At 71.3% G+C, this 23,949-nt stretch carries 24 protein-coding genes; 6 read left to right on the top strand and 18 right to left on the bottom strand.

Annotated elements, in window-relative coordinates; genetic code table 11:
- Positions 1–161 precede the first annotated feature (161 nt).
- Positions 162–1,190 (top strand): phosphatase PAP2 family protein, encoded by a 1,029-nt coding sequence (locus BFF78_RS32665; RefSeq protein WP_069781724.1) that lies wholly within the window; start codon positions 162–164, stop codon positions 1,188–1,190.
- Between the two features lie 100 nt (positions 1,191–1,290).
- Here the strand turns inward: BFF78_RS32665 and BFF78_RS32660 are convergent, their stop codons facing one another.
- Positions 1,291–1,506, bottom strand: coding sequence for an I78 family peptidase inhibitor (locus tag BFF78_RS32660; RefSeq protein ID WP_069781723.1), 216 nt, complete (start codon positions 1,504–1,506; stop codon positions 1,291–1,293).
- Between the two features lie 409 nt (positions 1,507–1,915).
- Between BFF78_RS32660 and ctaD the strand changes: the two genes are divergently transcribed.
- Positions 1,916–3,610, top strand: coding sequence for an aa3-type cytochrome oxidase subunit I (gene ctaD / locus BFF78_RS32655; protein ID WP_069781722.1), 1,695 nt, complete (start codon positions 1,916–1,918; stop codon positions 3,608–3,610).
- Here the strand turns inward: ctaD and BFF78_RS43880 are convergent.
- Together BFF78_RS43880 and BFF78_RS32650 are read right to left on the bottom strand one after the other, a co-directional pair.
- Positions 3,492–4,532: a helix-turn-helix transcriptional regulator gene (locus BFF78_RS43880; protein ID WP_079161577.1), complete on the bottom strand. Its 1,041-nt coding sequence runs from the start codon at positions 4,530–4,532 to the stop codon at positions 3,492–3,494. The two genes, ctaD and BFF78_RS43880, sit on opposite strands and share 119 nt — an antisense overlap.
- Before the next feature lie 77 nt (positions 4,533–4,609).
- On the bottom strand, positions 4,610–5,281 hold the full coding sequence (locus BFF78_RS32650) for a LysM peptidoglycan-binding domain-containing protein (RefSeq protein WP_069781721.1): 672 nt from the start codon (positions 5,279–5,281) through the stop codon (positions 4,610–4,612).
- Positions 5,282–5,820: 539 nt separating this feature from the next.
- Between BFF78_RS32650 and BFF78_RS32645 the strand changes: the two genes are divergently transcribed.
- On the top strand, positions 5,821–6,612 hold the full coding sequence (locus BFF78_RS32645; RefSeq protein WP_069781720.1) for a hypothetical protein: 792 nt from the start codon (positions 5,821–5,823) through the stop codon (positions 6,610–6,612).
- Positions 6,613–6,727: 115 nt separating this feature from the next.
- Positions 6,728–7,144: a hypothetical protein gene (locus tag BFF78_RS32640; protein ID WP_069781719.1), complete on the top strand. Its 417-nt coding sequence runs from the start codon at positions 6,728–6,730 to the stop codon at positions 7,142–7,144.
- Between the two features lie 62 nt (positions 7,145–7,206).
- Here BFF78_RS32640 and der read toward each other — a convergent pair whose 3' ends face one another.
- From der to aroH, 5 genes are all read right to left on the bottom strand, one after another.
- Positions 7,207–8,700 (bottom strand): ribosome biogenesis GTPase Der, encoded by a 1,494-nt coding sequence (der, locus tag BFF78_RS32635; RefSeq protein WP_069781718.1) that lies wholly within the window; start codon positions 8,698–8,700, stop codon positions 7,207–7,209.
- A gap of 77 nt (positions 8,701–8,777) precedes the next feature.
- Positions 8,778–9,365 carry a lysophospholipid acyltransferase family protein gene (locus BFF78_RS32630; protein WP_069783948.1) on the bottom strand — a complete coding sequence of 196 codons (588 nt, stop codon included), beginning with the start codon at positions 9,363–9,365 and terminating at the stop codon, positions 8,778–8,780.
- 53 nt (positions 9,366–9,418) lie between these two features.
- Entirely contained in the window at positions 9,419–10,114 is a 696-nt protein-coding gene (gene cmk / locus BFF78_RS32625; RefSeq protein WP_069781717.1) for a (d)CMP kinase, read from the bottom strand.
- Between the two features lie 117 nt (positions 10,115–10,231).
- On the bottom strand, positions 10,232–11,317 hold the full coding sequence (locus BFF78_RS32620) for a prephenate dehydrogenase (protein ID WP_069781716.1): 1,086 nt from the start codon (positions 11,315–11,317) through the stop codon (positions 10,232–10,234).
- The gene (aroH, locus tag BFF78_RS32615) at positions 11,314–11,676 is read right to left on the bottom strand and encodes a chorismate mutase (protein WP_069781715.1); all 363 of its coding nucleotides are present in this window, start codon (positions 11,674–11,676) and stop codon (positions 11,314–11,316) included. The genes BFF78_RS32620 and aroH overlap by 4 nt, the downstream gene beginning before the upstream one ends.
- Before the next feature lie 145 nt (positions 11,677–11,821).
- On the opposite strand from aroH, the gene BFF78_RS32610 reads away from it, so the two are divergent.
- Complete coding sequence (locus tag BFF78_RS32610; protein WP_069781714.1) at positions 11,822–12,262, top strand: Rieske (2Fe-2S) protein; 441 nt, start codon at positions 11,822–11,824, stop codon at positions 12,260–12,262.
- A gap of 22 nt (positions 12,263–12,284) precedes the next feature.
- On the top strand, positions 12,285–13,124 hold the full coding sequence (locus tag BFF78_RS32605) for a nucleotidyltransferase domain-containing protein (protein ID WP_079161576.1): 840 nt from the start codon (positions 12,285–12,287) through the stop codon (positions 13,122–13,124).
- Here the strand turns inward: BFF78_RS32605 and BFF78_RS32600 are convergent.
- From BFF78_RS32600 to BFF78_RS32555, 10 genes are all read right to left on the bottom strand, one after another.
- On the bottom strand, positions 13,050–13,799 hold the full coding sequence (locus tag BFF78_RS32600) for a nucleotidyltransferase domain-containing protein (RefSeq protein ID WP_069781713.1): 750 nt from the start codon (positions 13,797–13,799) through the stop codon (positions 13,050–13,052). The genes BFF78_RS32605 and BFF78_RS32600 overlap by 75 nt on opposite strands.
- A 4-nt stretch (positions 13,800–13,803) precedes the next feature.
- The gene (locus BFF78_RS32595) at positions 13,804–14,811 is read right to left on the bottom strand and encodes an ADP-ribosylglycohydrolase family protein (RefSeq protein WP_069781712.1); all 1,008 of its coding nucleotides are present in this window, start codon (positions 14,809–14,811) and stop codon (positions 13,804–13,806) included.
- Positions 14,812–14,877: 66 nt separating this feature from the next.
- The gene (locus BFF78_RS32590; RefSeq protein WP_069781711.1) at positions 14,878–15,948 is read right to left on the bottom strand and encodes a pseudouridine synthase; all 1,071 of its coding nucleotides are present in this window, start codon (positions 15,946–15,948) and stop codon (positions 14,878–14,880) included.
- Positions 15,949–15,961: 13 nt separating this feature from the next.
- Complete coding sequence (gene scpB, locus BFF78_RS32585; protein ID WP_069781710.1) at positions 15,962–16,609, bottom strand: SMC-Scp complex subunit ScpB; 648 nt, start codon at positions 16,607–16,609, stop codon at positions 15,962–15,964.
- On the bottom strand, positions 16,606–17,631 hold the full coding sequence (locus BFF78_RS32580; protein WP_069781709.1) for a segregation and condensation protein A: 1,026 nt from the start codon (positions 17,629–17,631) through the stop codon (positions 16,606–16,608). The genes scpB and BFF78_RS32580 overlap by 4 nt, the downstream gene beginning before the upstream one ends.
- 18 nt (positions 17,632–17,649) lie before the next feature.
- On the bottom strand, positions 17,650–18,210 hold the full coding sequence (locus BFF78_RS32575; protein ID WP_079161575.1) for a hypothetical protein: 561 nt from the start codon (positions 18,208–18,210) through the stop codon (positions 17,650–17,652).
- Complete coding sequence (locus tag BFF78_RS32570; protein ID WP_079161574.1) at positions 18,195–19,328, bottom strand: ParA family protein; 1,134 nt, start codon at positions 19,326–19,328, stop codon at positions 18,195–18,197. Before BFF78_RS32570 ends, BFF78_RS32575 begins: the two co-directional genes overlap by 16 nt.
- A gap of 424 nt (positions 19,329–19,752) precedes the next feature.
- The gene (gene ald / locus BFF78_RS32565) at positions 19,753–20,877 is read right to left on the bottom strand and encodes an alanine dehydrogenase (protein WP_069781706.1); all 1,125 of its coding nucleotides are present in this window, start codon (positions 20,875–20,877) and stop codon (positions 19,753–19,755) included.
- A gap of 136 nt (positions 20,878–21,013) precedes the next feature.
- Complete coding sequence (locus tag BFF78_RS32560) at positions 21,014–23,077, bottom strand: tetratricopeptide repeat protein (protein ID WP_069781705.1); 2,064 nt, start codon at positions 23,075–23,077, stop codon at positions 21,014–21,016.
- Positions 23,078–23,241: 164 nt separating this feature from the next.
- Positions 23,242–23,868, bottom strand: a complete 627-nt coding sequence (locus tag BFF78_RS32555; protein ID WP_069781704.1) for an NUDIX domain-containing protein — start codon at positions 23,866–23,868, stop codon at positions 23,242–23,244.
- Positions 23,869–23,949 lie beyond the last annotated feature (81 nt).

The following is a 23,949-nucleotide window of genomic DNA, read 5'->3' as shown; positions in this document are numbered from 1 at the left end:
ACAACACCCGGAATGATCAAAGGAATTGAAGAGAAGGGCGTCACAGGATTGCGGAATCCCCGGAATTCGGACCGCCCTTGAGAGGTTTGCCACATCACATCGTCATCACAAACCCGCTGTTTCGACGGGGTGCCCACCTCACTCGCTGTAACGTCGATTGGGTGCGTACCGAACGAAACCTCACCCGGCGTCTGGACCGGGTGTTCGCCAGACTCGACCGTGAGCCGGAACGACCGGCCCACATCGATGTGCCGAGGATGAGCAGGCACCGGGTCGTTCTGTTCACCGCGACCCTGGCCTTCTACCTGGCGATCGTGTGGGCCGTGGTGATCACGTCCTGGCTGGTCCGGCTCGACTGGCAGGTCATGTTCTTCCGGCCGTACCAGCAGTGGCCGCAGATCCACGCCTTCCTCGACTACTACGTGGTGCTCGGCCAGCGCGGCCCCACCGCGGTGATGGTCGCGGCCTGGCTCGGCTGGCGCTCCTGGCGGCAGCACACCCTCCGCCCGCTGCTCACCCTGGCTGCATCCCTGCTGCTGCTGAACATCACGGTCGGCGCCGCCAAGCTCGGCATGGGGCGCCTCGGTCCGCACTACGCGACCGTGATCGGCGCGAACGAGATGGGCCTGGGCGGCGATATATTCCCCAGCGGCCACACCGCCAACGCGGTCGTGACCTGGGGCATCCTGGCCTATCTGGCCTCCACCCCGAGAGCGCGCCGCTGGCTGTCGGCGCTGTCCGCGATCACGGCGCTGGGCGTCGGCCTCACCACCGTCTACCTCGGTACGCACTGGCTGAGCGACGTGCTGCTGGGCTGGGCCGCGGGCCTGCTGATCCTGCTCGCCCTGCCGTGGTTCGAGCCGCTGATCGCCAGGACCGAGATGTGGCTCTTCGACCTGCGGGACCGCTGGCGCGCCCGCCGCAGCCGGCCCGTGCCCGAACCGGCCGTCCCGGCCGCGCCGGTGGTCTTCAGGCCGCGCGGCGCCCCGGCCGAGCAGCAGGCCCCGGCACGCGAGCCGGTCGCCTCGGCCCGCGCCTCCCGAGCGGTGCCGCATCTGGCCCCGGGACCGCACACGACCCGTTCGGAACGCACGCCGGTCACCCCGGTGGGCAGCCGCCGCCCGCCCCACACCGACCACCGCGTCCCCCGCGGCACGACCCAGCCGGCTCGTCCTGTGACAGGCGGATAAGCCGGCTTTCGGTCGTTTTCCGCCGCGGCTCCATCGCGGCTGGTCGCGCCCACGCGGCGGAGGCGCATATCGACACAGCCCCGCGCCCCCTCGGGGCGCGCTACCCCTTCCAGGCGCGGGCCACCAGTCCGTCCCGCACCTCGAAGTTCAGCCGGCCCACCCGGTACTCCATGGTGATGATCGCGCCCGGCGGCAGCGACCGTACCGTCGACCACCCCCGCTGCCGGGCGAGCCGCTCGGCGTTCGCGGCGTCGAGGCCGACATACCCTTCCGGACTGTCCTGGGGCTCCGCGGGCGGAGTGGGAATCGATGCCATGCCGCCACGCTACCGCGCAGCGCGGGGTAAGAGTCGTATCCACTTCTCGTCACACTTCTGTCACAGCCGCCCGGCCCGCGCTTCCTCGAACTGCGTCACACGTACGGGGGTTTCCCAGGGGGCACCGGGGGTAATCGAACGGAATTCATGGACCCCTTCAGCGGCCCGTCGAATTACCCGGCGGAAAGTTTCGGCGGCGGTGGACCGGACGGCTCCAGGGTGATTCCCCGCGCAATCCGGCGCGATGCCACGGCAGCTGACGCCGCATAGGAATTTCACGGATTCAGCACATCACCGCCGTATCCCCCCTGCCGGAGCACCCGGCCCGCGAGCATCATGGCGCCTGCTCGCGGGTACGCGTGCCGCGGGCCGCAGCAGACCCGGGCGCGAGGATGCGGAGGGGCGAGCGATGAGCACGGAGACCGCGGGGGCGACGTCGGGGCGGGTGCGGGGCAGGAACCGGGCCGGGCGGGTGGTGGTCGACTGGCTCACCACCACCGACCACAAGAAGATCGGGCATCTCTACCTGATCACGGCGTTCGGCTTCTTCCTGGCCGGCGGGGTCATGGCGCTGCTGATGCGGGCGGAACTGGCCCGGCCGGGGCTGCAGATCATGAGCGCCGAGGAGTACAACCAGCTGTTCACGCTGCACGGCACGATCATGCTCCTGCTGTTCGCGACCCCGAGCTTCGCGGGCTTCGCCAACGAGCTGATGCCGTTGCAGATCGGCGCTCCGGACGTGGCGTTCCCCCGCCTGAACATGCTGTCGTACTGGCTGTTCGCCTTCGGCGGGCTGATCGTGCTGGGCTCGCTGCTCACCCCGGACGGGCCGGCCGACTTCGGCTGGTTCGCCTACGCGCCCCTCGACAACTCCCTGCACTCCCCCGGCATCGGCCCGGACCTGTGGATCATGGGCCTGGCACTGTCGGGCTTCGGGACGATCCTCGGCGCGGTCAACTTCATCACCACGATCATCGGGATGCGCGCGCCGGGCATGACGATGTTCCGGATGCCGGTCTTCACCTGGAACACCCTGTTCACCTCGATCCTGATCCTGCTGGCGTTCCCGGTGCTGGCGGCGGCGCTGCTGGTGCTGGAGGCGGACCGGCGCTTCGGCGCGCAGGTCTTCGAGGCGGCGAACGGCGGGGCACTGCTGTGGCAGCACCTGTTCTGGTTCTTCGGGCATCCCGAGGTGTACATCATCGCGCTGCCGTTCTTCGGGATCATCACGGAGATCATCCCGGTGTTCAGCCGCAAGCCGGTCTTCGGCTATCTGACGCTGGTCGGCGCGACCATGGCGATCACCGGGCTCTCGGTGGTGGTGTGGGCGCACCATATGTTCGCCACCGGCGCGGTGTTGCTGCCGTTCTTCTCCTTCATGTCGTTCCTGATCGCGGTGCCGACGGGCGTGAAGTTCTTCAACTGGACCGGCACGATGCTGGGCGGCTCGCTGTCCTTCGAGACGCCGATGCTGTGGGCCATGGGCTTCCTGGTGACGTTCCTGTTCGGCGGCCTGACCGGGGTGATCCTTGCGTCCCCGCCGCTGGACTTCCACGTCACGGACTCGTACTTCGTGGTCGCGCACTTCCACTACGTCGTCTTCGGCACGGTCGTCTTCGCGGTCTTCGGCGGCCTCTCCTTCTGGTGGCCGAAGTTCACCGGGAAGATGCTGGACGAGCACCTCGGGAAGATCCACTTCTGGACGCTGTTCGTCGGTTTCCACACCACGTTCCTGGTGCAGCACTGGCTGGGCGCCGAGGGCATGCCCCGCCGGTACGCCGACTATCTGGCGGCCGACGGCTTCACCGCGCTCAACACGGTCTCCACGATCGGCGCGTTCCTGCTGGGCCTGTCGACGCTGCCGTTCCTCTACAACGTCTGGAAGACCGCCAGGTACGGCGAGAAGGTCGGGACCGACGACCCCTGGGGCTACGGCCGCTCCCTGGAGTGGGCGACCTCGTGCCCGCCGCCCCGGCACAACTTCGTCACGCTGCCCCGGATCCGCTCGGAGTCCCCGGCGTTCGATCTGCATCACCCGGAGTACGCGGAGCGGGCGCCGCGGCCCGGGCCAGAGCCGCATCGAGCCGGTCCCGGATCACCCTGATCGTCTCGGTCAGCCCGGCGGGCTCGATCACCTCGAAGGGCAGGCCCATCATCATGATGTGAATGACCATCACCTCGAGGTCCGGCGCCCCGCTGTGCAGGATGCACGCGTCCTCCCCGTCCGCCTCCAGCGTCCCGGCGGACGGCGAGATCCGCTCGGCGGCCTCGTGCAGCGGCACCAGCAGCCGTACGGCGGAGTGCGTGGCGTACGCGCGCGTGGAGACGCCCTGGGAGACGTAGGCGGCCAGATCCTCGGCCGGGGGCTCGCGCGGGGTGAAGCGGGGCCCGTGCGGCGGCTTGGGGGTGATGCGGTCGACGCGGAAGGTCCGCCAGTCCGCCCGGTCGACGTCCCAGGCGACCAGGTACCAGCGCCGCTCGGTGCACACCAGCCGGTGCGGCTCGACGGTTCGGCGGCTGTCCGCGCCGTCGTGCGTGCGGTACTCGAAGCGCAGCCGCTCGGCGTCCCGGCACAGGTGGGCGAGTTCGGTGAGCAGCGCCGGGTCGACGTCCGCGGCCGGCGGGCCGCCGCGCAGCATCGGCACGGTGAAGGCGTTCAGGGTGCTCACCCGGCGGCGCAGCCGGTTCGGCAGCACCTGTTCGAGCTTGGCGAGGGCGCGTACGGAGGTCTCGCCGATGCCCTCGATGCCCTGCCCGGCAGCGGTGCGCAGACCGACGGCCACGGCGACGGCCTCGTCGTCGTCCAGCAGCAGCGGCGGGAGTTCGGCGCCCGCGCCCAGCTGGTAGCCGCCGCCGGTGCCGGGGCTGGCGTTCACCGGGTAACCGAGCTCGCGCAGCCGGTCCACGTCCCGGCGGACCGTGCGCGGGGTGACGCCCAGGCGCTCGGCGAGTTCGGCGCCGGACCACTCGCGGTGGGCCTGGAGCAGCGACAGCCGGCGCAGCAGACGTGCCGAGGTCTCCAACATGGGGCCGAGTCTGTCAGGGAATGCGGACAGCCGCTGTCCTCGACGGGCAGCGGCTGTTCTGCGAAGGTGCCGGGCGGTCAGAGCGCGAGGCGCTGGCCGGGCACGATCAGGTTCGGGTCGTCGCCGATGACCTTCTTGTTGGCGGCGTAGATCCGCTGCCAGGTGGTCCCGTGCCGGGCGGCGATGTCGCTCAGGGTGTCGCCCTCGCGGACGGTGTAGTCACCCGTGCCGCGGGACTCACTGCGGTTCGTGTGGCCGGTCGGGCGTTCCGGCGTCGCCGCCGGGGCGGACTTCGCCGTCACGCCGCCCTTCGAGGCCGTCGTACCGGAGGAGTCGGTGTGCGCCGCCGCGGGGGCGGCACCGAAGGCTCCGGCGCGGCCCGAGCAGACCGGCCAGGCACCCCAGCCCTGGGCCTGCTGGACCTTGGTGGCGACGGCGATCTGCGCGCTCCTGGAGGCCTGGTCGGCCGTCGGGGCGTAGGCGGTGCCGCCGTACGCGCGCCAGGTGCCGGCGGAGAACTGGAGCCCGCCGTAGTAGCCGTTGCCGGTGTTGATGTGCCAGTCGCCGCCGCTCTCGCACTGGGCGATGCGGTCCCACACCCCGTTGTCCGCCGCGGCGGCGTTGCCGGTGGCGGCCAGCAGTCCCAGCGGGGCCAGCAGGGCGGCTCCGGCGAGCGCGGCCGTCGTACGGCCCTTGCGGGCGCCGTCGGTACGGGCGGTGTTGCGGGTGGTATCGGCACACTCGGACATGTAATTCCCTCTCCACGAACCCGGGCTCCCCCAGGCGGAGCACGCCTCGCCGCGCAGGACCGCGGTTGCTCGTGCCCGCCCCGTCCGCGTGGCCGGTGCCGGCGTTGATGCCATGCCGGTGCCGGCCGTCGGACGTACCCGAGCGGTGCTCGCTGCACACGGCGGAGGAATGTAGGGAGGTAGGGCGGTCGGAATCAACCAACTCACCGTCATTCCAGGCCAGTTGCCCGTTACCGCGAGTATCGGCGATTTTCAGCCACCCACTACATACGCCGATTTCCCGATTTGTCGGCCAGACACCAAGGCGATCTGTGAGTCACTTCACCTCTTCAAGTTGCTTGACATCGCGACGAGTTGACAGTGAGTAGCGGATTCCGGACGTCCGGTCACCGTATGCGCGGGTTGGTTCGAACCGGTTGTGCTCGGGGCGTGACTCCCACCACAGGACGTCCGTTGTCTTCTTCATGAGCCCGGAACCCCGGGGCTCATCGGCCGGGAGCCACCCGGCCGACCCAGCACAGCATCCCGAGGGAGCCACCGTGCCGCGCATGCTCGACGTCAGTGACGCCGTACGCGCCGAGATCGGCGACGAAGAAGCCGACCGGCTGCTCGCCGGAGAGAACGCCCCGGGCAGTTACGACTGCACGTCCTGCCGCACCCCGGGCGACTCCGAGCAGGAGCGCACCAGCACCGTTCTGTTCGTCGGCGACGAGACCGCCGTCCTCGCCTTCGCCCACGCCAGCTGCCTGCCCTCGCAGGTCGTCCAGGTCACCGAGGAGCAGCTGCAGGGCGCCGTCCGGTCCATCGGCAGCGCCACGGGCGCGGCCGCCGCGGGCGGGCCGCACGCGGCCATGCCCGAGCAGGCGGTGCTCGGCGTGACCAGCGGACTCGTCCTGATCGAGGGCGAGTTGCACCCCGCGCTCGTCGTCGAGCCGACCTCGCCGATCGTGCGCCCGGGCTCCACCGGGGCCGGCGACGACTTCCTCCCGCTGCTCATCGAGCAGGGGTACATGCCGGTGACCGAGCTGGCGTCCGTGCCGCCGGTGCTGCACGGCTGGTCGGTGCTGCTCGCGGTGGGGCAGCTGCACGCCGTGCTCCAGCCCTCGGCGAACGGCGGGCAGCCGGTCGCCTGGTGGCAGGCCCATCAGCCGCTGCAGGTCACGGACAGCTGGCGGGCCGCCGCGAACAAGCACCAGCAGGTTCTTCTGTTCGCGGCGCCGGTGGGGTCGATCGGACGGCAGCCCCGGGAGGATCTGCTGCGGGAGTCGCTCGACAAGGCGGCCGCGAGCGGGAAGCTGGTCGCGGCGGCGCTTCCGCTTGCGGGCACGTGATCTCTTCGCCTGAGGGGCGGGGCCCACGCGGCGCAGCCGCACACCGGCACGGCCCCGCACCCCTGGGGGAGTTGTAGTACCGCATCTCTTTGACGCCCCCGTCGTTTGGACCTACGTGCACACATACGACATTCCTCCCCCGCGCCGGTCCGCCTTCGGCTCCGTCCCGTCCACCCGGGTGACGCAGGACGGGACCGGTGGCGCCTCGGCGACGCCGATCTACGACATGCTCTACGCGGAGTGGGTCAAGACCTTCCGCACGCTGCCGGGCGACCGCAGCGGGGAGGAAGGGCTGCGGTTCAGCCCCTTCGGTCTCCTCCCGGACCGTACGACGGGCTCCTACGGGTCCTACGGCGGCCACCGGCCGGGGTCGTTCAGCAGCTCCTACAGCGCCTACAGCGCCGGGGCCTACAGCGCGCGGCAGCAGTCGCAGTCGCAGTGGCAGCGGGTCGGCGGGCTCGGGCGGCAGCAGGACACCGGGATGCACCACGTTCCGGCGGCGCTGCCTCCGGGACCACGCCGGGGCGAGTGACCGGCGGACGCTGAAGGGCGGCTCCTGATCCGTCAGGAGCCGCCCTTCACGCCGTACCGCCGTTACTTCTTCTTCGTGCCGCGCTTCTCGCGCACCCGCACCGAGATGTGGATCGGGGTGCCCTCGAAACCGAACTCCTCGCGCAGACGGCGCTCGATGAAGCGTCGGTAGCCGGCCTCGATGAAGCCGGAGGCGAAGAGGACGAACCGCGGGGGCTTGGTGCCGGCCTGGGTGCCGAACAGGATGCGGGGCTGCTTGCCGCCCCGGATCGGGTGCGGGTGGGCCGAGACCAGCTCGCCGAGGAAGGCGTTCAGGCGGCCGGTGGGGACGCGGGTCTCCCAGCCGGCCAGGGCGGTCTCGATGGCCGGGACCAGCTTCTCCATGTGGCGGCCGGTGCGCGCCGAGACGTTCACCCGCGGGGCCCAGGCGACCTGGCCCAGCTCGGTCTCGATCTCCCGCTCCAGGTAGTAGCGGCGCTCCTCGTCGAGGGTGTCCCACTTGTTGTAGGCGATGACCATCGCGCGGCCCGCCTCGACGGCCATGGTGATGATCCGCTGGTCCTGGACGGAGATGTTCTCGGAGGCGTCGATCAGGACGACCGCGACCTCGGCCTTCTCCACGGCCGCGGCCGTGCGCAGGGAGGCGTAGTAGTCGGCGCCCTGCTGGAGGTGGACGCGCTTGCGGATGCCGGCGGTGTCCACGAACTTCCAGGTGGTGCCGCCGAGTTCGATCAGCTCGTCGACCGGGTCGCGGGTGGTGCCCGCGATTTCGTTGACGACGACGCGCTCCTCGCCGGCCACCTTGTTCAGCAGGGAGGACTTGCCGACGTTCGGGCGGCCGATGAGCGCGATCCGGCGGGGGCCGCCGATCGCGGTGCCGAAGGTCTGCGCGGGTGCCTCGGGCAGCGCCTCCAGCACGGCGTCCAGCATGTCGCCCGTGCCGCGACCATGCAGCGCCGAGACGGGGTGCGGCTCGCCGAGGCCGAGGTTCCACAGGTAGGCCGCGTCGGCCTCGCCGCTCGGGCCGTCGACCTTGTTGGCGGCCAGCACGACCGGCTTGCCGGCCTTGCGCAGCAGCCGGACGACCGCCTCGTCGGTGTCGGTCGCGCCGACCTTGGCGTCCACGACGAAGACGACGGCGTCGGCGGCCTCGATCGCGTACTCGGCCTGGGCGGCCACGGAGGCGTCGATGCCGAGGACGTCCTGCTCCCAGCCGCCGGTGTCGACCACCTTGAAGCGGCGGCCGGCCCACTCGGCCTCGTAGGTCACGCGGTCGCGGGTGACGCCGGGCTTGTCCTCGACCACGGCCTCGCGGCGGCCGATGATCCGGTTCACCAGGGTCGACTTGCCGACATTGGGGCGGCCGACGACGGCGAGCACGGGCAGCGGACCGTGGCCCGCCGCCTCGATGGCGCCCTCGACGTCCTCGATGTCGAAGCCCTCTTCCGCGGCGAGCTCCATGAACTCCGCGTACTCGGCGTCGCCGAGAGCCCCGTGGTCGTACTCGTGCGCATCCTCGTACGCGTCCGAGCCGCCCGGCTGGATGTCGTCGTTCATGAAGTCCGTACCTCGTCGTTCATTCGTGGTGATCGGTGGAACGGCCCTCGTGGGCTGATCCACTACTCAAGTGTCGCCTAGCGCCCGGTCAGGCGCCTGGCGTTTTCCAGGTGGCTGGTGAGCTGCTTCTGGATGCGCTCGGTCGCCTCGTCCAGCGCCCTGCGCGTACGCCGCCCGCTGCCGTCGCCCGCGTAGAAGGGGTCGCCGAAGACGACGTCGACGCGGGAACGCAGCGGGGGCAGTGCCTTTATCAACCGTCCCGGTCGCTCCGCGCTTCCCAGTACGGCGATGGGCACGATCGGCGCCCCGCTGCGTACGGCGAAGTAGGCGAGCCCGGCGCGCAGCGAGGCGAAGTCGCCCTCGCCCCGGGTGCCCTCCGGGAAGATGCCCAGCACTCCCCCGGCCTCCAGCACGCCGAGGGCCTGGGAGATCGCGGTGCGGTCGGCGGCGGCGCGGTCCACCTTCAGCTGGCCGATGCCGGTCAGGAAGGAGCCCAGCGGGCCGGTGAACGCCTCCTTCTTGATCAGGAAGTGCGTCGGCCGGGGTGCCACGCCCATGACCATCGGCCCGTCGATGTTGTGGGAGTGGTTGACGGCGAAGATCACCGGGCCGGTGGCCGGCACCTTCCAGGCGCCGAGCACGCGCGGCTTCCACAGGCCGTACATCAGACCGACGCCGATGCGACGGCCGACCTCGGCACCCCGCTGCGAGGGCAGGCTCACTTCCCGGCTCGCTTCTCCTCGACCAGGGTGACGACGCACTCGATGACCTGGGCGAGGGTGAGCTCGGTGGTGTCCACCTCGACCGCGTCGCCGGCCTTGGCGAGGGGAGAGGTCTTGCGGGAGGAGTCGGCCGCGTCCCGCTTGATCAGCGCCTCGCGGGTGGCGTGGATGTCGGCGCCCTTCAGCTCGCCGCTGCGGCGGGCCGCGCGGGCCTCCGGGGAGGCGGTGAGGAAGATCTTCAGGTCGGCGTCCGGGAGGACGGTCGTACCGATGTCACGGCCCTCGACCACGATGCCGTCCTCGGCTCCGGCGGCGATCGAGCGCTGCAGCTCGGTGATCCGGGAGCGCACCTCGGGCACCGCGCTGACCGCGCTGACCTTGGAGGTGACCTCCTGGGTGCGGATCGGGCCGGACACGTCGACGCCGTCGACCGTGATGGTCGGCTTGTCCGGGTCGGTGCCGGAGACGATCTCCGGCTTGCCCGCGACGGCGGCGATGGCGGTCGGGTCCTCCAGGTCGATGCCGTTGTGCACCATCCACCAGGTGATCGCCCGGTACTGGGCGCCGGTGTCCAGGTAGCTCAGGCCGAGCTGCGCGGCGACGGCCTTCGACGTGCTCGACTTGCCGGTGCCGGAGGGGCCGTCGATCGCGACGATCACGGGCTTGGCGGTCGGGGCGGCGCCGTTTTCCACGGAGGGACACCTTCCTGGTGCGGTGCGGGCGGGGTGCGGGGAGCGAGAGCGCCCTGCACAAGGTTACTGGGTGCGGGTCACTCGTCCGGACGCACACAGCGGTCCGGGGCCCGGCCGCTACTGCCGCAGCGCCCACCCTCGCTCGCGCAGCGCCTCCTTCAGTACCGGCGCCGCCTTGGGCTCCACGCTCAGCTGCACCAGACCCGCCTGCTGCCCGGTCGCGTGCTCGATGCGTACGTCCTCGATGTTGACCCCGGCCCGTCCGGCGTCCGCGAAGATGCGGGCCAGCTGGCCGGGCTGGTCGTCGATGAGCACCACGACGGTCTCGTACGCGCGTGGCGCGCTGCCGTGCTTGCCGGGCACCCGCACCTGCCCCGCGTTCCCGCGGCGCAGCACGTCCTCGATGCCGGCGCTGCCCTCGCGCCGCTTGGCGTCGTCGGAGGACTGCAGGGCGCGCAGGGCCTCGACGGTCTCGCCCAGGTCGGCGGCGACGTCCGAGAGCAGGTCGGCGACCGGGCCCGGGTTCGCGGACAGGATGTCGATCCACATGCGCGGATCGGAGGCGGCGATCCGCGTGACGTCCCGGATGCCCTGACCGCACAGGCGTACGGCGGCCTCCTCGGCGTTCTCCAGACGCGCGGCGACCATGCTGGACACCAGGTGGGGCATGTGGGAGACGAGGGCTACGGCGCGGTCGTGGGCGTCGGCGTCCATCACGACCGGTACGGCCCGGCAGTGCGAGACCAGTTCCAGGGCGAGGTTCAGCACCTCGGTGTCGGTGTCCCGGGTCGGGGTGAGCACCCAGGGGCGGCCCTCGAAGAGGTCGGCGGTCGCGGCCAGCGGGCCGGACTTCTCACGGCCGGACATGGGGTGGGTGCCGATGTACGCCGTGAGGTCGAGGCCGAGCGCCTCCAGCTCGCGGCGCGGGCCGCCCTTGACGCTGGCCACGTCCAGGTAGCCGCGGGCCACACCCCGACGCATGGCGTCGGCGAGCACGGCGGCCACGTGGGCGGGCGGGGCGGCCACGATCGCCAGGTCGACGGGTCCCCCGGGCGTCTCGTCGGTGCCGGCGCCGAGCGCGGCGGCCGTACGGGCCTGCTCGGGGTCGTGGTCGGCGAGGTGCACCGTGACGCCGCGCCGGACGAGGGCCAGGGCGGCGGAGGTGCCGATGAGGCCGGTTCCGATGACGAGTGCGGTTCTCACTGGGCGATGTCCTTGCGCAGGGCGGCTGCGGCGCCGAGGTAGACGTGATTGATGTCGGCGCGGTGCTTGGCGGACTCTATGTGCGCGAGCAGCCGTACGACCCGGGGCATGGCGCCCTCTATGTCCAGTTCCTGGGCGCAGATCAGGGGTACGTCGACGATGCCGATCTTGCGGGCGGCGGCCGCCGGGAAGTCGCTGTGCAGGTCGGGTGTGGCCGTGAACCAGATACTGATCAGGTCGTCCACGGTGAGCCCGTTCCGCTCCAGGACGGCGGTCAGCAGTGCTGCGACCTGCTCGGCCATGTGCCCGGCCTCGTCCCGCTCCAGTTGGACGGCCCCCCGGACCGCTCGTACCGCCACGGCGCTGCTCCCTGCTGACACGCGGATGTGTTCTTGGTCCGTCCAGCGTAGTCAGCCCGCGCGCTCTCGATGCGCGGCGCCCGATCACTGAGACGATGCGCAGGATCCGGTATCTATCGATTTGGATATCTGTACGGAGGCTGGCATGGCCGAGGACGTCAGGCGGCGCACGGTTCTGGCGACGGGCGCGGCGGCGCTCACCGTACCCGTCGCGGCATGCGGCGGCGGCAAGGGCGGCGGGAGCGCCACGAGCACCAGCAGCACCCAGAGCGGCAGCGGCGACAAGACCGCGGGCCCCGGCAAGGACCTGGGCAGCACCAGTGACATCCCGGAGGGCGGGGGCAAGGTCTTCAAGGATCAGAAGGTCGTCGTCACCCAGCCGAAGAAGGGCGAGTTCAAGGCCTTCTCGGCGATCTGCACACACCTGGGGTGCACGGTGAACAAGGTCGCGAACGGCACGATCGACTGCCCGTGTCACGGCAGCAAGTTCGATGTCGCCGACGGTTCGGTGGCCCACGGCCCCGCGAAGCGGCCGCTCCCCGCCAAGTCGATCAAGGTGGAGAACAATTCGATCCGCCTGACCTGAGGGTCCCGCGTACGCTCCGGGCATGCAGCCCGAGACCCTGGTACGCGACCACACCGTTTACGCCTGTGTCATGGGTTCCCGGGCCTTCGGTCTGGCGACGGACACGAGCGACACCGACCGGCGGGGTGTGTTCCTCGCCCCCACCCCCCTGTTCTGGCGGTTCGAGAAGCCGCCGACGCATGTGGAGGGGCCCGGGGAGGAGCAGTTCTCCTGGGAGCTGGAGCGGTTCTGCGAGCTGGCGCTGCGCGGCAACCCCAACATCCTGGAGTGCCTGCACTCCCCGCTGGTGGAGCACGTGGACGACACCGGCCGGGAGCTGCTGGCGCTGCGCGGGGCCTTCCTCTCCCGCCGGGCCTACGACACCTTCACCCGCTATGCCCTCGGCCAGCGCAGGAAGCTGGACGCCGATGTCCGCACGACGGGCGCCCCGCGCTGGAAGCACGCCATGCATCTGCTGCGCCTGCTGACGTCCGCCCGCGACCTGCTGCGCACCGGCGAGCTGCGCATCGACGTCGGCGACCAGCGGGAGCCGCTGCTCGCGGTGAAGCGCGGGGAGGTCTCCTGGGCCGAGGTCGAGACGAGGATGGCCCGGCTGGGGACGGAGGCGGAAGAGGCCCTGCACCGCAGCCCGCTCCCACCCGAGCCGGACACGGCCCGCGTGGCCGACTTCCTGTTCCGCACCCGCCGCACCTCGGCCCACGACTCCCTGCCCCACGCCACACCGACCTCCCCCGACCCGCAGGAACAGGCACGCCCCCGCTCGCCCGAGACGTGTGGTGTGGCCGGCTCAGGACGTCAGGCGGATGCGGACCACGAAGTCGTGCAGGGCGTCGTACGCGGTGGGGGTGTCCGGCAGGAGTGAGGTGGACTGGGCCTCGTCGAGTACGGCGTGCAGGCGCTCCACGTCGGACTCCACGCGCGCGTGCGAGACCTCCGCGGTGCCGTGCTCGCGCTCCGACTTGGCGGCTATCAGCTCGGGCAGATAGCCGGGGGCGTCGGTCTGCTCCAGGAGCGTGGGCAGATGGGCCTGGACCTCGCCGCTGCGCATGAGGTGGATGCCGGTGAGCAGCACGCGGAACGTATAGAGCAGCGGCTTGAGTTCGCCGGTCTTCTCGAACAGCCGCCACTGGGTCACCGCGAACCCCCGGTAGTGATGGGCGTGGTGGCTGGTGAGGACGCCGGGGGCGAGCGCGGCCAGCTCCCGGTGCGTGTCGCCGGTGTGCACGACCAGCGGCGAGAGCAGCTGCTCCAGCACATAGCCGTTGCGACGCAGCATCAGCCGGACGAACTTGCGCAGGTCGTGGGTGACGAGGTCCAGCTCGACGCCGTAGCGCACCCAGGCCCGCGAGCGGGTCTCCTCCGGCTCGCGCAGCCCGACGAGGTCGGCCGCCGGGAGCAGATGGACGCCCCGCAGGTCCACGTCGGAGTCCTGGGAGGGGAAGCCGTAGAGATGGGCTCCGGAGACGGTCGCGAACAGCAGGGGGTCGGGCTGCTCCGCGACCACGGGCTTCAGGTCGATGTCGAGGTCGTCGATCATGGGCCTAAGCGTCCCAGAGTGCTCCCAGGGCCGACAGATCGCCCCGGTACTCGACCCGCTCCGTCCAGTCGGCCGGCCAGGCCTGTTCGCCCAGCCACGCCCCCGCGAAGGCGCCGGTGAGGCAGGCGATGGAGTCGGAGTCGCCGGAGGAGCAGGCGGCCCGGCGCAGGGCGGTGACGGGCTCGTCGGGGAAGAGCAGGAAGCACAGCAGGCCGGTGGCGAGGGCCTCCTCGGCGATCCAGCCCGCGCCGGTGGCCAGGCACGGGTCGGTCTCCGGGGAGACGGTCCGCACGGCCTCCTGGAGCCGGTCGAGGACGGCCAGGCACTCGTCCCAGCCGCGCGCGATGAAGTGCTCGGGGGTGGGGTCCTGGGAGCGGGTCCACAGGTCGCCGAGCCAGGTGTGGTCGTAGTGCGTGCGGTGGTCGAGGGCGTATGAGCGCAGCTGACCGACCAGACCCGTCGGGTCGGTGCCCTGGGCGAGCAGGCGGACGGCGCGGGCGGTGAGGTCCGAGGCGGCGAGCGCGGTGGGGTGGCCGTGGGTGAGCGCGGACTGCAACTGGGCGGCACCGGAACGCTGTTCGTCGCTCAGACCGGGGGCGAGCCCGACGGGGGCGACCCGCATGTTGGCCCCGCAGCCCTTGGAGCCGACCTGCCCGGCGTCCTGCCAGGCGCGGCCCTCCTCCTTCAGCAAGGCGCAGGCGGTCAGACAGGTGTGGCCCGGGGCGCGGTTGTTCTCCGGCGAGTCGTACCAGTCCACGAACTCCTCGCGCAGCGGCCGCTCCAGCCGCTTCGGCGCGAGGTACCCGCGGTCCATGGCCGTCCTGAGCCCGCGTCCGACGGCGAGGGTCATCTGGGTGTCGTCGGAGACGAAGGCCTGCCTCGGCAGCTCCATCTCCCGCCAGGGCCCGCACTTGGCGAGGATCGACGGTACGTCGTTGAACTCGGTCGGGAAGCCGAGGGCGTCCCCGAGGGCGAGGCCCAGGAGTGCCCCGGTGGCGGCGCGCTTGGACATAGGATCACCATCCCCCTTTATCGTCACCTTGACAATAAAGGGGGATGGTGATCACGGCAAGGCGTTTTAGAGGTCGACTTCCTTCATCAGCATCCCGACCTCGGTGTTGGACAGGCGCCGCAGCCAGCCCGACTTCTGGTCGCCCAGGGTGATCGGGCCGAAGGAGGTGCGCACAAGCTTCTCGACCGGGAAGCCCGCCTCCGCCAGCATGCGCCGCACGATGTGCTTGCGGCCCTCGTGCAGGGTCACCTCGACCAGGTAGTTCTTGCCGGTCTGCTCCACGACCCGGAAGTGGTCCGCGCGCGCGTAGCCGTCCTCCAGCTGGATGCCGTCCTTCAGGCGCTTGCCCAGGTCACGCGGGATCGGGCCGACGATGGCCGCGAGGTAGGTCTTCTTCACGCCGTACTTGGGGTGGGTGAGGCGGTGCGCCAGCTCGCCGTGGTTGGTGAGCAGGATGACGCCCTCGGTCTCGGTGTCCAGCCGGCCGACGTGGAAGAGCCGCGTCTCACGGTTGGTGACGTAGTCACCGAGGCACTGGCGGCCCTCCGGGTCCTCCATCGTGGAGACGACACCGGCGGGCTTGTTCAGCGAGAAGAACTGGTACGACTGCGTCGCCACCGTCAGGCCGTCGACCTTGACCTCGTCCCGCTCCGGGTCGACCCGGCGGCCCTGCTCGAGCACGATCTCGCCGTTGACCTCGACCCGCGCCTGCTCGATCAGCTCCTCGCAGGCCCGCCGGGAGCCGTAGCCCGCGCGCGCGAGGACCTTCTGCAGGCGCTCGCCCTCCTGCTCGGCGCCCGGGAAGGTCTTGGGGAGCTTGATGTCCTTCTTGCCGGCGTACCGCTCCCGGTTGCGCTCCTCGACCCGCGCCTCGTACTCACGCGAGCGCGCGGGGGCCGTACGGCCGCGCCCGCCGCCTTGCTGGGACTGCTTGGGCCCGCCCTTGGCACCGCCGCGGGCCGTGCCGCCGCGCCCGGACTTGGGGCCGTCCTGGGTCGCGCCGGGGCCGACGTCGTAGCGGCGCTCCTCGGGGCGGGGCTTGCGGGGACGGCCCTGCCCCTGCCGCTCGTCCCGGTTGTTGCCGGCGCCGCGGTAGTTACCGCGCCCGCCACTCTTTCCGCTGCCGCTGCTTCGCATCAAGGTTTCCGTCTTAGTCGTCTGCGTCCTGAACACCGGGCGCGTCGGGCGCGTCCGGGTCGAACGACGGCACCCCTTCCTGGGTCTCGGCCTCGATCGCCTCCGCCTCCGGGAGGAAGGGCGCGAGCTCCGGAAGCTCGTCAAGGCCGCGCAGGCCCATCCGCTCCAGGAAGTAGTTCGTCGTCCTGTACAGGATCGCACCTGTTTCGGGTTCCGTGCCCGCCTCCTCGACCAGACCCCGTTGCAGCAGGGTGCGCATCACACCGTCGCAGTTGACTCCGCGTACGGCGGAGACGCGGCTGCGGCTGACCGGCTGGCGGTAGGCGACGACCGCGAGGGTCTCCAGCGCGGCCTGGGTGAGCCGGGCGGTCTGGCCGTCCAGGACGAGCCGCTCGACGGCCGGGGCGTACGCGGCGCGGGTGTAGAAGCGCCAGCCGCCCGCGACGAACCGCAGCTCGAAGCCGCGGCCCTGCACGGTGTACTCGTCGGCCAGCTCCCGCAGCGCGTCCGCGACCTGCCGTTTCGGCCGCTCCAGCAGCCTGGCCAGGTGCTCCTCGGTCGCGGGCTCGTCCACGACCATGAGCATGGCCTCCAGGGCGGGCTTGAGGTCGAGGTCGGCGACGCCGCGCAGCCCCGGGGGGAGCTCTGTGGTCCCGCTCATGCCTTCTTCTCCTCCTTGGGCTGCTCGGGCGGCCGGTCGAACTCGTCGGTGACCATCGGTGCCGTGTCGGTGTCCCCGCCGGTCCAGCGCACGAGCAGCTCGCCGAGCGCGGCCTCCTGCTCCAGGGCGACGGCCTTCTCGCGGTACAGCTCCAGCAGGGCGAGGAACCGCGCCACGACGGTGAGCGTGTCCTCCGTGTCCTCGATCAGCGACCGGAAGCTGGCCTCGCCCAGCTCCTTCAGCCGGGCGACCACGATTCCGGCCTGCTCCTGCACGCTGACCAGCGGGGCGTGGATGTGGTCGACGTAGACCTGCGGCTTGGGCCTGGGCTGCATCGCCTTGACCGCGAGTCTGGCGAAGCCCTCGGGACCGATGCTGATGACGACCTCGGGCAGCAGCTCGGCGTGGTGCGGTTCCAGGCCGACGGTACGGGGCCAGCGGCGGGCCTCGTCGTCCAGGCGCGCGTTGAAGATGTCCGCGATCTGTTTGTACGCGCGGTACTGCAGCAGCCGCGCGAACAGCAGGTCCCGCGCCTCCAGCAGCGCCAGGTCGGCCTCGTCCTCGACCTCGGCGGCGGGCAGCAGCCGGGCCGCCTTCAGATCGAGCAGCGTGGCCGCGACGACGAGGAACTCCGTCGTCTGGTCCAGGTCCCAGTCGGGTCCCATGGCCCGGATGTGCGCCATGAACTCGTCGGTGACCTTGGACAGGGCGACCTCGGTGACGTCGAGCTTGTGCTTGGAGATGAGCTGGAGGAGGAGGTCGAAGGGGCCCTCGAAGTTCGACAGGCGGACCTTGAAGACACCGTCGCGGGGTCCTTCGGGCCGGGGCTCGGGTTCCGGTTCCGGATGCGGTGCCGGGACGGATTCGCGTTCGGGCTCGGGTTCGGCAGCGGGCTCGGGCTCCGGTTCAGGAGCGGGCTCCGGCAGTTCGGGTTCCGGTGCGGGTACGACCCCCGGCCCCCTCCCCAGCGCACGCCTGCGACCGGCACCGGCGCCGGGGAGGGGAAGGTCGTTCGAGGTCATGGCCCCCGCAGGCTACCCCTACCGCCCCCGCAGCCGTCGCACGAGGATGCTCGCGTCCCCGCGGGACTCCAGGTCGGCCAGGACGACGGCCACCGCCTCGCGGACGATCCGCCCGCGGTCCACCGCGAGCCCGTGCTCACCGCGGAGCACCAGACGGGCGTGCTCGAGGTCCATCAGCTCCTCGGCCGACACATACACCGTGATCTTCTCGTCGTGGCGCTCTCGCCCGCTGGGCCGCCGCGCCGCCGCACGCCCCCGCTTGCGCGGCTGCGCGGTCTCGGAGGGTGCGCCGGCACCGTCCTGCCCCGCCTGCCGGCGCGCCGGGCGGGTGCGGGACTCGCCGGTCCCGTCCTGCTCGGCCTCCGCCGCGGCGTGCTCCGCGCCCGCTCCGTCACCGCCCTGGACGGGCACCGACTGCGGTGCGTCCTCGGCGGCGGCCACATCGTCGCTCTCCCCCGCGGGAGACGGCACCCGGGCCTCACCGTTGGCCGCGCGCCGGGGAGTCGACGGCTGCAGTGCCATCCCCCCTGTCGTACGGAAGAGTTCGTCGGCCCCGGGCAGACTCACTCGGCGTGACACCGGGCGAGCACCTCCCTGGCGAGCTGGCGGTAGGCGGCGGCACCGACGGAGTTGGAGGCGTAGGTGGTGATCGGCTCACCGGCGACCGTGGTCTCCGGGAAGCGGACCGTGCGGCCGATGACCGTGTGGTAGACGTGGTCGTCGAACGCCTCGACCACACGGGCCAGGACCTCGCGGCTGTGGACCGTGCGCGAGTCGTACATCGTGGCGAGGATGCCGTCCAGTTCCAGCTCGGGGTTGAGCCGCTCCTGGACCTTCTCGATGGTCTCGGTCAGCAGGGCCACACCGCGCAGGGCGAAGAACTCGCACTCGAGCGGCACGATCACCTTGTGAGCGGCCGTCAGCGCGTTCACGGTGAGCAGGCCGAGCGAGGGCTGGCAGTCGATCACGATGTAGTCGTAGTCGGGCAGCAGCGGCTTCAGGGCGCGCTGCAGCGTCGACTCGCGGGCGACCTCGGAGACCAGCTGGACCTCGGCGGCCGACAGGTCGATGTTGGAGGGCAGCAGGTCCATGTTGGGGACCGCCGTCTTCAGCAGGACCTCGTCGGCGGACATACCCCGCTCCATGAGCAGGTTGTAGACCGTCAGGTCGAGTTCCATCGGGTTGACGCCGAGACCCACCGACAGCGCGCCCTGCGGGTCGAAGTCCACGAGCAGCACGCGGCGGCCGTACTCCGCGAGCGCGGCACCCAGATTGATGGTCGACGTCGTCTTGCCGACGCCGCCCTTCTGGTTGCACATCGCGATGATCTTCGCGGGGCCGTGGTCGGTCAGCGGGCCCGGGATCGGGAAGTACGGCAGCGGGCGTCCGGTCGGGCCGACGCGCTCACGGCGCTGACGGGCAGCGTCGGGCGCGAGCGTGGCCGCGTACTCCGGGTCCGGCTCGTATTCGGCGTCGGGGTCGTAGAAGTGCCCCTCGGGCAGTTCGTCGTAGTCGGCGAATTGGTTGTGGGGCGCGCCACTTCCGTCGCCGGCCATGGCGTTCACGTGATGGCCATCCATGCTCTGGTGTGCTGTCCCGGCCACCTGCGGACCGGAACTCTGGTGGGCTGCGAAGGTGCGCACAGCTACGGAGCCGACAGCCTCGAATCCCGCGGAGCCCTGGCCCCGTGCAGGCATTCCTGGTTGACCACCCCCGGGAGAAAATGTCGACTCATTCACAAGTCGTCTTACCTCCTTGGTGACCAGGAAACTTCTAGACAAGGTCAGCGTGGCACCATGCCGACGGTTGGCGACTCTATGGCGTGTCGGCGGTCCGCAGCAACACAATCCGCCGGACCCGGCAGGATGTGTCGGCAATGAAACATCTCGCTGTCAAGGGCGTACGGCCGTCGCACAGCAGGTTTCACCGGTGTGCGAATCGGTCGAAGGGTTACGTTCGAGGCGAGTTGACCGAGAGCCGCAAAGTGACCATACACACATCCGGCCGGACCTTGTCGGGCAAGGTCCGGCCGGGTGCGTGGTGTTGACGAGCCGTGTTGACGTATCGCCTTTTACCTGCTGGTGACTTAACGACTCACCAGGTCACAGGGTCGGTCGGGCGTCAGCCGAGCAGGGTCTCCAGCTCCACGTGCTCCAGACCGTGCGCCTCGGCGACCTCCTTGTAAACGACCTTGCCGTCATGGGTGTTGAGACCCATGGCGAGCGCGGCGTCGCGGCGCAGCGCCTCGACCCAGCCGTTGTTGGCGAGGGAGACGATGTAGGGCAGCGTCGCGTTGGTGAGGGCGTTGGTGGAGGTGTTCGGCACCGCGCCGGGCATGTTGGCGACGCAGTAGAAGACCGAGTTGTGCACCTGGAAGGTCGGCTCGGCGTGCGTCGTCGGGCGGGAGTCCTCGAAGCAGCCGCCCTGGTCGATCGCGATGTCGACAAGGACACTCCCGGGCTTCATGCGGGCCACCAGCTCGTTGGTGACCAGCTTCGGGGCCTTGGCGCCCGGGATGAGGACCGCGCCGATGACGAGGTCGGCGTCGAGGACGGCCTTCTCCAGCTCGAAGGAGTTGGACATGATCGCCTTGACCTTCGTACCGAAGATCTTGTCGGCCTCGCGCAGCTTGTTGATGTCGCGGTCGAGCAGGGTCACGTCGAAGCCCATGCCGACGGCGACCTGGGTGGCGTTCCAGCCGGAGACACCGCCGCCGATGACGACGGCCTTGGCCGGGGTCACGCCCGGGACGCCGCCCGGCAGCACGCCACGGCCGCCGGCCGCGCGCATCAGGTGGTAGGCGCCGACCTGCGGGGCCAGCCGGCCCGCGACCTCGGACATCGGGGCGAGCAGCGGCAGGGCGCGGTTCGGCAGCTCGACGGTCTCGTAGGCGATGGCCGTGGTGCCGGACTCGATGAGCGCGTCCGTGCACTCCTTGGAGGCGGCCAGGTGCAGGTAGGTGAAGAGGATCTGGTCCTTGCGGAGGCGGTGGTACTCCTCCGCGATGGGCTCCTTGACCTTCAGCAGCAGGTCGGCGGCGGCCCAGACCTCGTCGGCGGTGTCCAGGATCCCGGCACCGGCGGCCACGTACTCGTCGTCCGTGATCGAGGACCCGAGGCCGGCGCCCCGCTCGATGACGACCTGGTGGCCGTTGCGCACCAGCTCGTGCACACCGGCGGGGGTGATGGCCACCCGGAACTCGTTGTTCTTGACCTCGCGGGGGATGCCGACCTTCACGTCGATCACGGTCCTTGGCTCAGAGGGTATGGGGGTGCTTTAAAGACGTACCCAGACATGCGGGGGCATACCGGGAGACACCGCTGAGAACGTGCGGCAGAGCCAGTCTAATGAAGGCGTTCCGGGTGTCTAGCCTTTCATTGCATCAATCTTCACTGGATGCACTACGGATTTCGCAGGCATCCCTGTCCTGTTCCGCCCTTGCCTCGTCGTCGGGGGCGTTCTCGTCCAGCATCCGTCCCGCCGCCGCGCGGTGCAGACGGGCGGCGGCGGGGTCGCCCAGGTGCTCCAGCGTGTCGGCCAGCCGCAGCTGCAGCGCGGCCTGCAACCGGACGTCGGCGGCACGCCGCGCCCACTCCACCGCCTCCTGGCAGGTGCGCAGCGACTCCGCGAACCGGCCCGCGTACTCCTGCACCCGGGCCAGCTCGCTCAACGCCCGCGCGTGGGCGGCGACATCGCCGCTCTTGCGGTGGCCGGCGACGGCGGCCCGCCAGTCCCGCAAGGCGTCGCCGTAGCGGCCCGCGTAGGTGTGGGCGGTGGCGATCCGGCCGTACAGCCGGGCGGCCTGCGCCCGCTCACCCCGGGCCAGCCGCTCGGCCAGGGCCCGGCCGAACCAGTCGGCGGCCCGGTCGTAGTCCCCCAGCTCCTGATAGGCGCCACCTACGGATTCCATTGCCCGACCGGCCGCATACGGGTCATTTGCTCTGCGCGCGGCGTCCAAGGCCAACCGATATCGTGCCAGCGCGTCCCGGGTGCGGCCGGTCTGCGCGTCCACGTCGCCCAGGTTCAGCAGCGCCGCGGCCTCCTCCCGGGCCAGCCCGCGCCGCTCGGCGACATCGAGGACGAGGCCGTGCACGTCGTACAGGTCGGCGGCCGCCGCCTGCGTACCCTCATGCGCCACCATGGCCCTGACCAGCTGGGACATCAGCCGCCGGGCGAGGTTGTCCAGCTCGCCGTCGGCCACCGCCAGATGCGCGGACGCCAGCAGCGCGGGGCGCCGGACCCGGAGCCAGTCGGCCGCGGCCCTGGGGTTGGGGAAGCGCAGCTCGCGGGGCATCGCGTTCAGCTTCTCCCGGGCCTGCGGGCTGTCCGTCTCGGTGATCGCCCGGCACGACTGCAGCAGCCGTACCGTCCGCTCCAGCATCCGGGCCCGGGCCAGCTGCAGCTCCGCGGGCCGCTCCTGGTTCTCGGCCCAGGCGCGCAGCAGCGGGTGCAGACAGCCGGGGACGCCGTACTGGGGCAGCGGGGCGTCCAGCGCGCGCAGCAGGCCGAGGGCGACGAGGTCGTCCAGGGCGGCCCGGGCGGCGCTCACCGAGCAGCCGGCCAGGGCCGAGGCGGTGTGCGGGTCGACCAGGCCGGCCGGGGCGAGGCAGAGCAGGCGCAGGATCCGGGCGGCCGGGCCGGGCAGGTCGCCCTGGACATGCCGGAAGACACGGGCCAGCGGGCCGTCCGTGCCGTCGTCGGCGCCGGTGTGCAGCCGTTTGGCGAGGTCGGAGACGGCGGCCCCCGGCCGGGCGGCGAGCCAGCCGCCGGCCAGGACGAGCGCGGCCGGATGGCCCTGGCAGGCCTCGACCAGGCTCTCGGCGGAGCGCGGGTCGACCGTGATGCGGACCGCGCCGGTGTAGCGGGTGAGCAGTTCCACCGCGGACTTGGTGTCCAGGCCGCCCAGGGTGCAGGGCCGGACGTCCGCGATACCGGTGAGCGGGCCCGAGGAGACGGCCACCACCAGACAGTCCGGGGCCTCGGGGAGCAGCGCGTCGACCTGCTCGGCGCAGGCCGCGTCGTCCAGCAGCAGCAGCGTGCGCCGGCCGGCGAGCGCGGTGCGCAGTTCCCCGGTCAGCTCGTCCTCGGCGGCGCCGGCCGGGGCCGGCAGCTCCAGCGCGGTGAGCAGCTCGCGGGCGGCGCGCCCGACGGGGACGGGGGTGCCGTCGGGCTCGCCGAGCCGGACCCGCAGCACCCCGTCGGGGTAGCGGTCCTCGACCTGTCGTACGAGTTCCTCGGCGAGGGCGGTCCGGCCGGAGCCGGGGCGGCCCGCGATCAGGAGCACGCGCGCGCGTGGGGCCTTGCGGCCGGAGAGGGTGTCCAGGCCCGCGCGCTCGATGTCGGCGCGCAGCTCCTTCAACTCCCTTGTACGGCCCAGGAAATGGTCTTCCGCGTCCTCGTGCGCCGACAGTCGCACGCCGCCTGTGTGCACCGCCTCATCCGTCACGGGCCACGCTCCCGTCCCACCACACGCGCAAGCCCGCCGGATCTTCCGCTGCGGGCGTGCGAAGAGCCTAGTTCACGCTCTGCGACGTGCTGTGACGAGCGCGGCGGACAGGTCCCCTGATCGGATCAGGCGATCGTCACACCGGTACGCCGGGCGGGTGCGCCTCAGCGCTCGAACGGGCGGGCCGGCCAGGGGGCGTCGGCCGGGCGGAGGGCGTCGAGGCCGTCACCGCCGCGGGCGGCCACCAGCGAGAGGACGCCGACCACCAGGCAGTTGTTGTGCACATCGCCGGCCAGGACGCGGCGCACCAGCTCCTCGACCGGCACGCGCGCGTGCTCCATGTCGGTCTCCTCGTGCTCCGCCTCGAAACGCTCGCCCTCGGCCTCGGACAGATCACGGGCGAGGAAGATCCGTACGGCCTCGTCACAGCCGCCGGGTGTGGTGTACACATCGGTCAGCACCCGCCAGTCCCCCGCCTTGACGTGCGCCTCCTCGTACAGCTCGCGCTGGGCGGCGTGCAGCGGGTTCTCGCCGGGGATGTCGAGCAGACCGGCCGGGATCTCCCACAGCTTGTGCCGCACCGGGTGACGGTACTGGTTGATCAGCAGTACCCGGTCCTCCTCGTCCAGGGCGAGGACGGCGACCGAGCCGGGGTGGACCTGGTAGTCACGGCGGGCCACCGAGCCGTCGGGCATGACCACGTCGTCCGTGCGGACGGAGGTCTTGTTGCCCGTGAAGGGGGTCTCCGTCGCCCGGATCTCCCACTGCGCGGGGGTGTCCTTGATCGTCATGCCCTGTCCTTCCACACGTGCAACAAGCGGCCGGGGCGCGATCCATCTGAATGCGCGCGCCCCGGCCACCGTACAACTCTT

Source organism: Streptomyces fodineus (assembly GCF_001735805.1).
Lineage (GTDB): Bacteria > Actinomycetota > Actinomycetes > Streptomycetales > Streptomycetaceae > Streptomyces > Streptomyces fodineus.
Note: the sequence above shows the minus strand (reverse complement) of the source record. Positions and strands in the feature narration are given on the sequence as shown.